At 37.6% G+C, this 14,604-nt stretch carries 9 protein-coding genes; 7 read left to right on the top strand and 2 right to left on the bottom strand.

The annotated features are described in order from the left end of the window. Window positions 1-84 precede the first annotated feature (84 nt). Complete coding sequence (locus Q4496_RS17465; protein ID WP_303610933.1) at window positions 85-2,184, bottom strand: NosR/NirI family protein; 2,100 nt, start codon at window positions 2,182-2,184, stop codon at window positions 85-87. A gap of 859 nt (window positions 2,185-3,043) precedes the next feature. Here Q4496_RS17465 and Q4496_RS17460 point away from each other — a divergent pair. Beyond that, window positions 3,044-4,933 (top strand): PQQ-dependent methanol/ethanol family dehydrogenase, encoded by a 1,890-nt coding sequence (locus Q4496_RS17460; RefSeq protein WP_215971606.1) that lies wholly within the window; start codon window positions 3,044-3,046, stop codon window positions 4,931-4,933. A gap of 81 nt (window positions 4,934-5,014) precedes the next feature. Then, window positions 5,015-5,599 carry a pentapeptide repeat-containing protein gene (locus Q4496_RS17455; RefSeq protein ID WP_215971605.1) on the top strand — a complete coding sequence of 195 codons (585 nt, stop codon included), beginning with the start codon at window positions 5,015-5,017 and terminating at the stop codon, window positions 5,597-5,599. A gap of 153 nt (window positions 5,600-5,752) precedes the next feature. Here Q4496_RS17455 and Q4496_RS17450 read toward each other — a convergent pair whose 3' ends face one another. Then, window positions 5,753-6,763, bottom strand: coding sequence for a LacI family DNA-binding transcriptional regulator (locus Q4496_RS17450; RefSeq protein ID WP_215971604.1), 1,011 nt, complete (start codon window positions 6,761-6,763; stop codon window positions 5,753-5,755). A 140-nt stretch (window positions 6,764-6,903) separates the two neighbouring features. On the opposite strand from Q4496_RS17450, the gene Q4496_RS17445 reads away from it, so the two are divergent. The 5 genes from Q4496_RS17445 (at window position 6,904) to Q4496_RS17425 (ending at window position 14,268) form a co-directional block, all read left to right on the top strand. After that, window positions 6,904-8,694: a hypothetical protein gene (locus Q4496_RS17445; RefSeq protein WP_303610932.1), complete on the top strand. Its 1,791-nt coding sequence runs from the start codon at window positions 6,904-6,906 to the stop codon at window positions 8,692-8,694. A gap of 67 nt (window positions 8,695-8,761) precedes the next feature. After that, window positions 8,762-10,828 (top strand): DUF4962 domain-containing protein, encoded by a 2,067-nt coding sequence (locus tag Q4496_RS17440; protein WP_303610931.1) that lies wholly within the window; start codon window positions 8,762-8,764, stop codon window positions 10,826-10,828. Window positions 10,829-10,965: 137 nt separating this feature from the next. Then, the gene (locus tag Q4496_RS17435; protein ID WP_215971601.1) at window positions 10,966-11,730 is read left to right on the top strand and encodes a 2,5-didehydro-3-deoxy-L-galactonate 5-reductase; all 765 of its coding nucleotides are present in this window, start codon (window positions 10,966-10,968) and stop codon (window positions 11,728-11,730) included. A 219-nt stretch (window positions 11,731-11,949) separates the two neighbouring features. After that, window positions 11,950-13,272: an MATE family efflux transporter gene (locus Q4496_RS17430; RefSeq protein WP_303610934.1), complete on the top strand. Its 1,323-nt coding sequence runs from the start codon at window positions 11,950-11,952 to the stop codon at window positions 13,270-13,272. A 216-nt stretch (window positions 13,273-13,488) separates the two neighbouring features. Beyond that, window positions 13,489-14,268, top strand: coding sequence for an ABC transporter substrate-binding protein (locus tag Q4496_RS17425; RefSeq protein WP_303610930.1), 780 nt, complete (start codon window positions 13,489-13,491; stop codon window positions 14,266-14,268). Window positions 14,269-14,604 lie beyond the last annotated feature (336 nt).

Raw genomic sequence — 14,604 nt, 5'->3', positions numbered from 1 at the left:
ATTCTTTTGAAGTCATGATGAAAAAGGAATAATTACAAAGTCCAATTAGATCACAAAATTAATCAAATTGGTATTACTAATGATTTAACTAACACATTTAATTTCAATTTGCTCTGTAGATAAATTAAGTTTTTCGAGCCGTTTTTTCTCTTGTTTTTGTGGTGGGCACAAACTGGCATTATTATAATAGGCGATACATTCGAAGCATTGTACGCATTCGTTATAATCTATAGATCCTGATGGAGTAATGGCTTTAATATCACATTTATGATGACAAAGTGTACATGGACTGCCGCATTCTTTACGTCTACTTAGCCACTTAATTGGATGAAACCTGCCAAGTAGTGATAATCCTGCACCAAGAGGGCAGAGATAACGACAGTAAAACTTATTAATATATAATCCTAGACCTAATATCACTATAGCATAAATTACAAAGGGCCAAGTACGAACAAACATTAAAGTGAACGTTGTTTTAAAAGGTTCAACTTCAGCCATTACTTCAGCCATAACATTGGCATATAGTGATAATCCAACTAAGAATAACAACACACCATACTTTACCAGTTGTAGTTTTTTATGTAGTGGATAGGTTATTTTAAGTTGTCGTATTCGCCATTTCTTAGCTAACCAACCCAGCATTTCCTGTAAGGCGCCAAAAGGGCAAAGCCAGCCGCAGAATAAGCCACGACCCACAAGGAAAAGACTAATAAATACATATGACCAGAGAATGAAAATGATTGGATCCATTAGATAGGTTTGAATGTCAAAGCCGTTAAAGAGTGAATGCAGAATTGGAAATATGTTTACTACTGATAATTGTCCTTGTGCATACCAGCCAATAAACACTATGGTATAAATTAAAAAAATCCAACGGACACGATGAAATAATGTAAAACGTTGGGAAAGTTGATGCTGATAAATAAAAAGAAAAGTTAAAATCAACAGACTTAACACTAGTATAGTAATCTCACTAGATCTGTTATGCCAAAGCTCTAACCATAAGGGGAGGGAAGTATTATTATTGTCTAATTCAGGGTAACTATAAAGAGACTTCGGGAGTTGATAATCTATTGGGAACACGGAAGATACCTGGTTTAACCAAGGATTATTTCCATAAGAAACGGTTAATGATAAGGTCCAAGGAGATCCAGGATCAAATCCCGAATGTGATTTTATTCTATATATATTTAAGGCTTCCGCTCCTCTATAGGCTTCTTTTTTACCTTCATATAAATCATAAAAGTTTAAATCACGAATTTCTATCGGTACATCATTTTGTAATATTGATAGTCGATCTGGAATTGAGGCAGGTATAAAATCTTTATCAACATGGTGGTAAGCACCGTAAGACCAAATACCAATAGCATGTTCACCTTCATTTAAGCGCTGCATTAACAGTTTGTAGTCATTACCTAATAGGTTTTTACCTATCATCGGAGAATTAAGATAAGCAAAATGCAAATCTACGAACGTTGATTTATTTATCTTATTAGTGACGGCTATTTTTTCCACTATATTATCGTCATCAAATGCCTGTGCAACATCAGAATTAGTAAGGGTTAACTTAGTAAGATAATTTCTCTTTTCCAGTGCTTTAATATCAAGAGGTTCATAAGTGTTTAAAATATCGGCAACGGCATTACTTGTAAAGCCATCGAGGGTTTTACGGGCAATAGCTAATGAAGATAATAATACTGATTCGTTGATTACAACCACTGAAACTGTTGCTTTTGTAATTCCATCGATCGCCACATGAGTGCTGTTTGACGTCTTACCAACCTTAATACTATCTAAAACTGATAGACCAGCATATTGTTTAACAAAATCAAATAGTGGTTGCTCACCAAAGCCATGCAAAAATATTGGCTCTTGATGTTCGACAACGAGAACACCAGCTAACTTTCCTTCTAGGTCTATGCCAATTAGCATATCTACAGGCTCACCAGAAAATGCTGGTAACGCTACAACGTCTTGAGAATGAAAGAGATAGCCAACCAAATTTCCCACCTGATATATTGGCCAAACAGGTGGGGAAGATTCTTTTTCACCTATTGAAGTAGCATGAGGAAAAATTTCATTCCAGCCATCTGGTGAGTCGGTGGATAATGCCAAAGAGGTGGTTGGCACCATAAAGAATAAACTTATTAATAGTATTGTTTTACAGAGTGTTAACCTATTCATTGTATTTGTTTTTTGCTAAAAGATGAGTTCATGATTTGTTCCTTTTTATAGTTTGAATAGAGATACAAATTGTATTTTTTATCACCAATGTTATCAGCAATAACTGCTTATTCGATTATCATCTTAAAACCCAAATTACTGTCATCACCATGCAACTATAAGACTATTTCTCTCATTATTTAGTCTTAACTATCTATCACTCTGTTAGGTTACTACCGAGTAATAATGTCATTTTCTTACCAAGAAGATCTTTGTCAAATGTCCTCCGAAGGCTAAGAGAATTGCAATATTTCCAAACCTTCAAACTGTCAGCTGGGGGAGTAGTTCCTTAGCAAAAAATTACCAAAAACATCAGTAAATTTATTTGATAAAAACATTATTACTAACACGCAAACCTTAAGAACTATTTGAGCTATACCTTTGGATAAGCCTTTTAATTATGCTATGGGATAGGTTAATTCATACTAAAGTATTGTTCGTGTTAGTTATTGATAAATAATAATTATTTTTAATGTTAGACCTGGGTTTATCATTCTTGAAAACAGATTACTAAAAGGAATTATTCCTATAGCGTCATTACCAACAAGACGATTAATATTTAACCGAAGGAAGTATTGTGATTTAAAAATAGTAGGGTGATAGATATTAAAAAATCATTAGCGATTTAGTAAAAACATGGAGCTATTCCTACTAAATAAACCGATAGAACACGATGGTTAAACTGGAGTGGTAGACAAATAAGAATCAGAGATCCTTCACTGTGACAAGCAATACATCTTTGTAGTAGATGCTTCATAGTTTTTATTAAATAAATCGTTTTTTACCTAGCTGAATAGCTACAATTAATAGAGGAAATAATATGCAAACACCAATAGATAATTCTCGTCAAACGCCGGGATCAAAAAAATGGGCACTTCACCGTATTGCTGTAGGTATTGCGACTGTTGTAATGGCAAGTGCCGCTTTGAATGTGCAAGCCGATTCAAGCAAAGTAACTTGGGACGATATCCTTAATGATCAACAAACAACCACAGATGTATTAGGTTATGGTATGGGAGTAAAAGCACAGCGCTATAGTGACTTAACTCAGATTAATACGGACACGATTAAAGCGATGGTTCCACAGTGGACAATGTCATTTGGCGACGAAAAGCAGCGAGGACAAGAGACTCAAGCGTTATATCATGAAGGTGTACTTTATGTGACGGCTTCTTACTCTAGAATTTTTGCGATGGATGCGCGAACAGGTAAAAAGCTATGGACTTACAGTCATCGTTTACCTGAAGATATTCGCCCTTGTTGTGACGTGGTAAACCGTGGTGCAGCTATTTATGGTGATAAAGTTTATTTTGGTACGCTAGATGCGCGAATAGTTGCACTTGATAAAAAAACAGGTAAAAGGGTTTGGAATAAGAAATTTGGCGATCACAAAGCTGGTTATACTATGACCGGTGCTCCGACTATCATCAAGGATAAGAAAACTGGACGTGTTATGCTCATTCACGGTTCTTCTGGTGATGAATTTGGCATTGTTGGTAAGTTGTTTGCTCGAGATACGGAAACCGGTGAAGAAATATGGATGCGTCCTTTTGTTGAAGGGCATATGGGACGTCTTAATGGTAAAGAAAGTACGCCAACTGGCGATGTGCGTGCACCTTCTTGGCCACGTGATGAAAATGGTGAATTGGTGGAAGCTTGGCATCATGGTGGCGGCGCCCCGTGGCAAAGTGCTAGCTTTGATGTAGATAACAATACTATTATTATTGGTGCCGGTAATCCTGCACCATGGAACGGTTGGGCACGTACTGGTAAAGATGGAAAGCCAGCTGATTACGATAGTCTTTATACCTCCGGGCAATTAGGTGTTGATCCTACTACTGGTGAAGTGAAATGGTTCTATCAACATACACCTAACGATGCTTGGGATTTCTCAGGTAACAATGAACTTGTTCTATTTGAATATGAAGAGAATGGCAAAGTTGTCGAAGCGACTGCTCATGCCGATCGTAATGGCTTTTTTTATGTTGTTAATCGAGAAGATGGCAAGTTTATTAAAGCTTTCCCATTCGTTGAAAACATTTCCTGGGCAACTCATATCGACCCTATCACTGGCCGTCCGGTGGAAGTAGAAGGTCAACGTCCGCCAAAACCAGAGCCAGGAGAGAAACGTGGTAAAAGTATTGAAGTATCACCACCTTTCTTAGGTGCTAAAAACTGGAATCCGATGGCTTATAGCCAAGATACAGGTTTGTTCTATATTGGCGCTAACCACTGGAAAGAAGATTATTGGACTGAACAAGTTAAGTATACTAAAGGCTCTGCGTATCTTGGACAAGGGTTTAGTATTAAACGTATGTTTGATGATCACGTTGGTAATTTACGAGCTATTGATCCGGTAAGTGGTGAAATTGTTTGGCAACATAAAGAAGAATTACCACTTTGGGCTGGTGTTTTAGCAACTAAAGGTAACCTTGTATTTACAGGTACTGGTGATGGATTCTTCAAAGCATTTAATGCCAAAACTGGTGAAGAGCTTTGGAAGTTCCAAACCGGTAGTGGCATAATCTCTAGTCCTATTACTTGGGAAATGGACGGTGAGCAGTATGTTGGCGTAGCGTCAGGATATGGTGGTGCAGTACCTTTATGGGGCGGCGGCATGGCTGATTTAACTAAACCAGTATCTCAAGGTGGATCTTTCTGGGTATTTAAAGTACCTAAGTGGGCAAAAGGTATCGCACGTGTTGAGTAAACTGATTCGTATCGATAAATAATGTTAACACAGGTCAGTAAAGTTGACCTGTGTTGTACCACACGGGAGATGAAGATGATAATGAAACAACTATTTTTTACGCTAATTTTATTACATGTCAGCAGTCAGTTGGCTCAAGCGGAAGAAGTCACCGAAAGACGAATAGGCAACTGTGTAATTATGCCTAAAACTAATTGTGCCGGTGCTGATTTACGTAATGCCGATTTGCGGCATGCTAAATTAGGCAATGCTAACCTTGCCGGTGCTGATCTTCGAGGAGCAAACTTAGTTCGTGCAGACTTGCGTCATGCGAACCTTAAAGGGGCCGATCTTCGAGGAGCAAACTTAGAATCAGTACAGGCGTGGGCGGCATTTTTGCAAGGCGCTAAACTTAATAAAGCTAATTTACGCGGTGGTGGTTTTGAATTTGCTCGGTTGAGCGGTGCTAAGCTAATTGATGCTGACTTACGAGCAGCTAATTTTGAAATGGCTTGGTTTGCTAAAGCCGACCTAACGAGAGCTAATCTAAAAAATGCTAATGTGCAAGAAGCCAAGTTTTACGATGCTAATTTTAAAGATGCAGTAATGGATGGTGTATTCAAACGCTATGCCATTTTTCAGGGGGCTTATATGGAAGGTTGCGAACTTTGCCCACATGACTGGTAAGTTGAAAAGTACAAGTAAGTATATAAGTGGCTCTAAAAGCTAAATATCATAAATGTAAAGCCTCTGCTATTGCAGTAAACAAGGCGTTGAGGCTTCCAATATGTTTTCAGTTAAGCGCCTTCATGATTGTTAGAGGGCTTAATTGCATTCCTTTTATATTTTTTTACAAGATTGTCTTTTAATAAAAGAACAAGGAAGGACAATTTTTTGTGGCGGAGTTTCATCGTCACTAATTTTATCAAGTAACAACTTTGTTGCCTCTCTACCTACTTCATAAGGGTTTTGGGTTATTACTGTAATAGGTACTTTTAAATACTCAGCCATTGGTAGCTCATCAAAAGCTAATAGTGAAACATCATCAGGTATTGAAATATTCTCGTTATTAAACGCTGTTAATAATTCAGTCGTAATAGGTAAATGCTGTGTAAAAAATACCGTTGGTGGGTTAGCAGCAGCAAGCATACTTTTTGGTGATTGTTGAAAACCGGTATTTCGGTGCCAATATTGAACCAATTGTTGATCAACAGGAATGTTATGTTTTTCTAAAGCATCGGTATAGCCAAGGTAACGGTCTTTTCTTGATTTCATACTCTGAAAATCTTGAGTAAGAAAACAGATTCGTTTATGTCCTAATTCTATTAAGTATTCCGTTGCGTCGAACGCCGCTTTTCGATAATCAGAAACAATTATATTTTTTTCATTGCCATCATGTTCAAGTTGAAAATGAACAATAGGTAGACCGTTATTAATATATTTATCAATTAATTTTGTATTTTGACCTGAAGACGCAATAATAATTCCGTCTACACGTAATTGGTACAATGTCTCTAGCGACTTTGCTTCAACCTCGGGATCAACATCTGTATTATATATTAATACGTTGTAGTCACTTTTTTTACAATAGTCATCAATCCCTCTAAGGGTGCGGCTTGTATAGAAGCCGGTAATATCCCTTACTATTACTCCTATTGTTTTAGTCTTATTCATTTTTAAACTACGAGCAATAGGGTTTGGTACATAATCAAGCTCTTCTATAGCCAGCTTTATGCGTTCTTTTGTCTTTTCTGACATGTAATCAAAACGGCCGTTTAGGTACTGAGATACCGTACTTTTTGAAACACCGGCAAGCTCTGCGACATCAATTAACTTTATTTTTTTTTGCATGTATATTTTCTTTGAAAGTCCAAATACTTGAATGTTGACATTTTGCAATATTATGATAACTTAATCAACTAAATCGGTTTAGTAAATTGGTTTACTAATCATTATCAATTACTTTAGCAACCTAATAAAAGGCAAAAAGAGTGGAAATTTCGAATGTTGAATATCTAGTGATCGTTGGATACCTTCTGCTGATCATTATCGTTGGTCTTGTTTTCAAAAAGTTTTCGGCGAATACCGACGATTACTTTAAAGGGGGCAGCAAAGGAACGTGGTGGTTAGTTGGTAGTAGTGCTTTTATGAGTGCATTTAGTGCGTGGACCTTTACTGGTGCTGCAGGTATCGCCTACGAATCTGGATTCTCCGCCATGTTTATCTTCTTTGGTAACGTACTTGGCTTTTTCGTTAACTATCTTTTTATGGGGCCTTGGTTACGCCAAATGAGAGTAACTACCTTTCCTGAAGCTATTGCTGGTCGCTTTGGTGAGAAAACTCGTGATTTCTACGCTTACTATGAAGTACCAATCCGTATTTTATATTCGGCAATGGCACTATACGGTTTAGGTATTTTTTGTTCTGCTGTATTTGGCTACGATATTAATTACGTTATCGTTGTTTGTGGTGTTGTTGTTCTACTCTATTCTGCAACTGGTGGGCGCTGGGCTGTTATGGCGACCGACTTCTTGCAAGGTCTCATTTTGGTGCCACTGACCTTAATCGTTGCTTACCTTTGTTTGGATGCGTTGGGCGGAGTTGAAAATTTATTTGTGAAAATAGAGGAGCAAGGGTTAACCGAAGAATATAGTATGATCAACTCCGCGACCCTGTTTGGTGGTGCGTATACATGGGGCTGGGCAAGTGCCATGATGGCAAAACAATTTATTGTCTTCAACTCAATGAATGCTGCGCCACGTTACTTTTCTGTTAAAGATGGGAAAGAAGCCAAAAAAGCCGCGTTGCTTTGTTCAGTATTAATGTTGGTAGGTAGTGTTATTTGGTTCTTACCGCCCATTACCGCTCGATTATTATACCCAGATCTTGTTATGGCGTTTGATATCGCTAAGCCTGCTGAGGCAAGTTACGCTGTTGCAAGTATTAGTTTGTTACCTGTAGGGCTTGTTGGCTTGATCGTTGTTGCGATTCTTGCTGCGACAATGAGTTCAATGGATACAGGGCTTAATACCAATGTTGCCATATTAATCAAAGATATTTATCCAAAAATATCACGTAAACTTAGTTGGCAAGCTAAAAAAGAATCCGAACTATTAAACTACGGTCGAACATTAACGTGGGTAATGGGTTTTTTGATTGTATTGCTAGCGCTATATTTTGCCCAGCAAGATGGCTCCGGAATATTTGAAATCATGCTGCAAGTCGGAACACTACTTTCTATGCCAATTACAATTCCGTTACTTTTAGGCATGTTTATTCGACAAACACCTTGGTGGGCTGCGTTGTTCTCAATAGCCTGTGCGTTGATCTTTTCTAGCTTAGCTTACTTTGAAGTGCCACTAAGTTACTTAGGATTTTCACAAGCCTATAGTGATAGTTTCGAATGGAACTTCCAACAACAGTTCTTCGGCGTGATGGGATCTGGCACGTTTGGCTTTTTAGTTTCAACACTTTTTGCACCAAATCAAAGATCCGCGCATCGTCAAATGGTTGACAAATTCTTCACCAATATGAAAACACCTATCGATTTTGAAAAAGAAGTAGGTGAGGGCAATGATTTAAGTCAACTTATCGCTATTGGGCGCTTTGGTGTGGCAGTAGCTGGTTTCATTGCCTTGATGCTGATCATTCCAAATCCACTAGAAGGCAGAATAGTTATTCTGGTACTTGCAGTGACAATTGGGGTAATTAGTTTGTTAATGCTCAACGCGGGGAAGGAGCCCGTTACTAAAACCAAGGATGCGGAATCACAAATAAAATAATGAGACTTATTTTCTCAAGAGTTTACTGATTCTCATTATTTATCACTTTTTATTACAGGAATTAACAATGAATTATTTACTTATAAACGACCAACTTGATGTTTTAAAAGCAGAGCTCAAGACTTGTCGTAAAGAACATTTGACTCGACTTTTAGAGCAATGCAGCGCATATGAAAACGAAGTGTTATCAGTAGAACATCCGCATACTAGTATTACTTATATAGGTATGGCTGCGGCAAACTTAAGTTTGGCCTATTTATTAACTGAACAAGACCATTACTTGCAAGAAGCAAAGCGTTGGATTTTTACTGCGGTTAATTATGATGTTTGGGGATATGGATTTTTAGTCGATGTGGATCTTAGTGCGTCATGGTTACTGTATGGTTTAGGGCTCTCCTACGATTGGATAAAAGAATATTTAACTGAAGAAGAGCGTAGTCAATTTCTTAATAAATTGATCCTGCAAGGCAATAAGATTTTTGATTACGGCCAAAAGAACTTAGGCCATTGTTGGTCGACCAACTATTGGCAAAATCATAACTGGATTAATTATTCAGGCTTATTAACTACAGCTTATGCTATTCGCTCTGAGCACCAAGGTGCTCAAGTATGGATTGATGAAATCAAAGACAACTTTGAAAAAGTATTTGAATACCTGCCTGAAGATGGCTCTAACTACGAAGGAACAGGATATTGGCGATACGCGATTAACTTCTTCTTATCTGCGGCCGATTATATTCGTCAAGACGGTGGTCCAAACTACTTTGATGCAGGCTTTTTAAAAAATTCATTCGACTACCGTATTTACCAGTCTGCGCCTAACTGGGAAGAGAACATTAACTTTGCCGATGTGCATGATAGAAGAAGCTCTCATTCCATTTCTGCTTACTACAAAATAGCATCAGAATATAATAATGGTCAGGCGCAATGGTTAGGTGAAATGGTACGCACTAAGTTCTTATTTAGGGAAGCTTATCAAAGTAAAATTTTCCCAGGTATTTTACCTGAGGCTTTCTTAGAGTTAATTTGGTTTAACCCTGAGATAGAAGAAAAGTCACCAGAAGCGCTGCCGTTAACCAAATACTTCCCAGATCTTGGTCTTGTGGTTATGCGTTCTAGCTGGGACACAGATGCTACGCATCTTTCATTTAAATCAAGCCCTGCTGGCGGTCATAAGCAATGGGAACTCAGCTGGAAGTTAGACAAAGAAAACGATTGGAAAACCCGTAGTTTGACCCATTATCACGTAGATTTTAATCACTTTATACTAATACATAATGGTGCGTCCTTAGCGATTGATGAGGGCTACAACCGCACATCTAAAGCGGAAGTTCACAACTTGATTACGGTTGATGGTACCGGTTGTGTTGGTGAGAAAATATGGGATGAAGGGGATTTAAGTGATCCAAAATTATTCGATTTAAACTGTAAAGGCATTCATAACGTATGGCGAGATGTGCCAGAAGAAGCCATTGCAAAAATTGAAGCTTTTTCTAATGATAATGGCTATACCTATGTGGTTGGCGAATCGAGTAAAATGTATTATCCAGAAATGGAATTAACACGTAATGCACGCCATATCATTAATAGCGAATGCGGCTATTTCATCTTTTTAGACGAACTAGAGAGTGAGCTAGAGCACACATATACTTGGCGTATGCATTCAGAAAAATATGCAAATCAAGTAAGTCAAAACCAGTTTGAAATTGTTAATGGGACTGGCGCGCTTAACGTATTTACGGTATTCCCAAAAGTGAGAGCAACGAAAGTTGATGAAACCTTAGTTGAAGAAATAATGACGCCTCAACGTCCGGATGATATTCGTCGCATTAGCTTAAAAACATTATTAATTGAGAACCCAGAAAAAAGTAAAAATAGTTATTTCCTTAATGTACTTCAGCCTAAAGATGCTATTCAAGGTGACGCGAGTGATAACATTTCAGTGACGTCGATTAAAGGTGAACACTGTATTGGTGTTGAAATAACCTCGAAAGATCATATTGAAACCTTTATTTTTTCTAATGAAAATAAAATTGCTTATCAAGACATTCAAGCGGAATCAAAATGGGTTTCTGTTTTAAAGGATAAAGCGGGTAAGGTAATTAAAACGACAAGTTACGATGGCGTGCTGTAGGCCTTTGACAAGTAATTAATCAATAAGCCATTAATGCAATCGCTAAATTAGCGATTGTTAGTTCCTGGGCTATGAATCATGAATATCGAAAAGTGAGTAATAACTCAGTCATAAATAATGATTAGGAGATAAAGTAAATGTTAGAAAAATTCAATTTAGCGGGTAAAGTCGCCTTAGTTACAGGCTGTAAACGTGGCATTGGTAAAGCTATTGCGCTTGGGTTGGCAGAAGCTGGCGCGGATATTATTGGGGTTTCAGCCAGTTTAGAATCAAAAGGCTCTGGCGTTGAAAAAGAAGTAACGGCACTGGGACGTCGCTTTAAAGGTTATCAATGTGATTTTTCTGACCGCCAAGCGTTGTATTCATTTATTAAAGAGGTTAAAGCTGACTCTCCTAAAATTGATATTTTAGTGAATAATGCCGGTACTATTTTACGTGCACCCGCTGTAGAGCACGGAGATGAGTTGTGGGACAAAGTTATCGATGTGAACTTAAATTCTCAATTTATTCTTAGTCGCGAAATTGGTAAAGAAATGGTTGCTCGTGGCGCGGGTAAGATTATTTTTACTGCTTCGTTATTAACCTTTCAAGGTGGGGTTACGGTTCCTGGCTATGCAGCTAGTAAAGGTGCGATAGGGCAGTTAGTAATGGCACTATCAAATGAATGGGCTGGGCAAGGCGTAAATGTGAATGCGATTGCGCCTGGGTATATAGATACAGACAATACTGAAGCCTTACGTAATGATCCAGAACGCTCCGCTTCTATTTTAGCTAGAATTCCACAAGGTCGTTGGGGTAAACCAGAAGACTTTAAAGGACCTGCTGTGTTTTTAGCGTCTGACGCCGCAAGCTATGTAAATGGTACTACTTTATTAGTGGATGGTGGATGGATGGGCCGATAATAAGTAATGCTATTTCAATAGTTTATTATTAGTTATAGTAAGTGTAGCCGTTATATTTTTTTAGTTAGTTTCCGGTACATAATAACCGTTAGTAAGATCAGAAGACGATATCGATTATAGAATTTTTATATCGATGATTAAATTGAAGAACAGTTTACCCGCTTCCCTCTACAACTATTTATCTGTTGTAGGGGGCTTTTTAATAAAGGTTATTTCTTGATGAATTCTAGTGCGTATGTTCGGCGTAATTTTGCATTAGCATGGCCACTCGCTTTTAATGCGTTGCTAGTACAATCGATGTTAATGATTGATACATTGCTCGTTGCACCACTGGGAGAGCTACCTGTTGCCGCGATGGGTATTGCCACAACGATAGTGGCATTTGTATTAGGTCTTGAAATTGCTATTGGTAATGGTATTCAACTTTTGGTCGGCAGAGCTTTCGGCTCAGATAATAAGGCTGATTTAGCGGTAGCATATTGGTCTGGCTTGCTGATCAATATATCAACCTCCTTTGTTTTTCTGTTTATTTTATCCTTGTGGGGTACTGATTTAGTTGCTTTTATTACTGATGACAGTGATTTAGCACAGCTGGCGAATAAATATATATCCATCACTAAATATATCGTGGTGATAACAGCATACACGCAAGTTTGTACGGCTTTTTGTAATGGTCAAGGTAATTCCAAAGTACCATTAAAAGGCTTTATGATTGAATTACCGGTTAATGCCTTACTTAGCTATTTGCTGATAAACGGGTTTGCAACACATCAAGGGCTGGGTGTCGAAGGAGCAGCTTGGGGCAGTTTAATTGCAGTATTCTTAAGAGCGATATTTTTTTACTTGGCTTTGCGCACTGATAATAAAGTCGATTTGACATACCCTAAAAATAGACACTTTTGGTTAGAGATTGGCCCTCAATACCGTGAAATATATCCTATAGCGGCTAACTTTTTTGTTTTATCCGTTGGGGCGACTGTTTACCAACTATTGTTCGCTCAATTGGATCTGTTCTCGTTTGTTGCTATTACCTTGATTTTTCCTTGGGTTCGCGCTGGTACGCAATTTCCGAATGCTTGGGCTCAAGCTTCAGGCATCAGTATTAGTCAGTTGCTCGGGCAAAAAGAAACCAGCGACCTAAAGCATTTTGTTACTAGCTGTACAAAAGTCGGCATGACGCTGTCGGTAATTATTGCGGGACTATTTTTTATACTCAGCCAATGTATTAGATGGGTCTATCCAGATATTGAACCTGAAACTCAAACAGCGCTAATGATTATTGCGCCGCTTTATATCGTTCTGCCAATTATTCGTGCCTACAATACTGTTGCCGGAAATATTCTTCGCGCATTGGGGAATAGTAATCTGGTGCTTAAAATTCACTTTGTAACACAATGGGCCATATCACTGCCTGTTTGTGCTGTCTTAGTTCTGTATTTTGAGGTATCCATTTTTTGGGCATTCGCCATGATACCAATAGAAGAACTGCTCAAAACCATCCCTTTTTATCGCTATAAGAAAACTTATATAAGCCGTTTATGATATTACTTATTGATAAATGATATTAATCAATATACTTACTGACTTATAGTAGATTGATAGCTCTAGGGAATCTTAATTGATACGAAAGCGGGCGTTAACTGTTGTTCACTGACTGGCAAATAAGAGCGTTTATAAATCTTATTTTAGTAGCGTATTCATTATAAATATAATACCTTCAATAAACAGAATGGCTTTTACAAAGAATGCATAATACAAATGCTGCTTAAATACATTTCCATCATTATCCTTTCAGTCTCTTTTAATACAGTTGCAAACGAAACACTAAACGTTGGTTCGGACGAGTGGTGTCCTTATATTTGCAATGAAGTACACAAGCCGGGTGTATTAATTGAGGTCATAAATGAAATTGCTAAACATAATGGTTTAGATATTAATTTTAATATTCTCCCCCTCGCACGTTCATTAATACTGCTGCAACAATCAAAATTAGATATGGTGTTAGCTTTAACCGCTGAACATATTGAAGAATATCATTTAAAACGAAGCCTGAAAGTTTATGGTGGTTGGTATCATGATTTTTATGTCATAAAAACAAACCCGTGGAAATTTAGCTCTATAGAAAGTCTAAAAAAAGAGATTGAACAGGGTAACACTCTAGGAATAATTAAAGGTTATAAATATAGCGATGGAATAACTCAGCTCCAAGAAACTTCAGGGCAACATATATATTCAGCCTCAGGTAATAGTCCATTATCCAATATATTAATGATGTTAAGTAAGCAACGAATATCAATGGTATTGGATTCGCGCTTTAATATTGAATATGAACTTCAGAACAGCAATATTTCCAATTTAAAATATGCTGGTACAGATGGTGATTTTGTTCCTCTTTATATTGGTTATTCTCCTGAATTTAAAGTCAAATACATCAATATATTTGACCAGGGCTTAATAAAGCTAAGAGCAACAGGTCAACTATCAAAAATTTTAAAGCGTTACGGTATTCCTGATTGGCAAGCGAAGAGTCTCAATTAGTTTAATGGTATGTCGCCTTTTGGCTAGCTGAATAAGCCGCTAATTTTCACTAGCCAATGTTAACAAAGATACGATAGCGGACATTGGACTTGTCTTACCTAGCGACATTTAAACCGATGAAAATCAACCCTGCGTTAGATCAGAGAATTATTCTAAATTTCATCAAGAATCTATTAATTAATCATGCCACCCATAATAACAGCAGGCAATAATAGACAGCCTCTTTAGCTTTTTTTGGGTTACTCAAATATCTATTAAGTCGAGGGAATTAAGATTATCTTCGGAGATATTATGAATATTGGTGAAATGGTTGAATTTAAGCCGAGTTAAAACCGT

It is taken from the genome of Colwellia sp. 5_MG-2023 (assembly GCF_030547795.1).
In the GTDB taxonomy this organism is placed as follows: Bacteria; Pseudomonadota; Gammaproteobacteria; order Enterobacterales; family Alteromonadaceae; genus Colwellia.
This window is presented reverse-complemented; position numbering and strand designations above follow the sequence as displayed.

Bases quoted from the DNA above. Each gene is read 5' to 3' on its own strand.
- Q4496_RS17465 (WP_303610933.1), bottom strand. From the start codon at position 2,184: ATGAATAGGTTAACACTCTGTAAAACAATACTATTAATAAGTTTATTC.
- Q4496_RS17460 (WP_215971606.1), top strand. From the start codon at position 3,044: ATGCAAACACCAATAGATAATTCTCGTCAAACGCCGGGATCAAAAAAA.
- Q4496_RS17455 (WP_215971605.1), top strand. From the start codon at position 5,015: ATGAAACAACTATTTTTTACGCTAATTTTATTACATGTCAGCAGTCAG.
- Q4496_RS17450 (WP_215971604.1), bottom strand. From the start codon at position 6,763: ATGCAAAAAAAAATAAAGTTAATTGATGTCGCAGAGCTTGCCGGTGTT.
- Q4496_RS17440 (WP_303610931.1), top strand. From the start codon at position 8,762: ATGAATTATTTACTTATAAACGACCAACTTGATGTTTTAAAAGCAGAG.
- Q4496_RS17435 (WP_215971601.1), top strand. From the start codon at position 10,966: ATGTTAGAAAAATTCAATTTAGCGGGTAAAGTCGCCTTAGTTACAGGC.
- Q4496_RS17430 (WP_303610934.1), top strand. From the start codon at position 11,950: ATGAATTCTAGTGCGTATGTTCGGCGTAATTTTGCATTAGCATGGCCA.
- Q4496_RS17425 (WP_303610930.1), top strand. From the start codon at position 13,489: ATGCTGCTTAAATACATTTCCATCATTATCCTTTCAGTCTCTTTTAAT.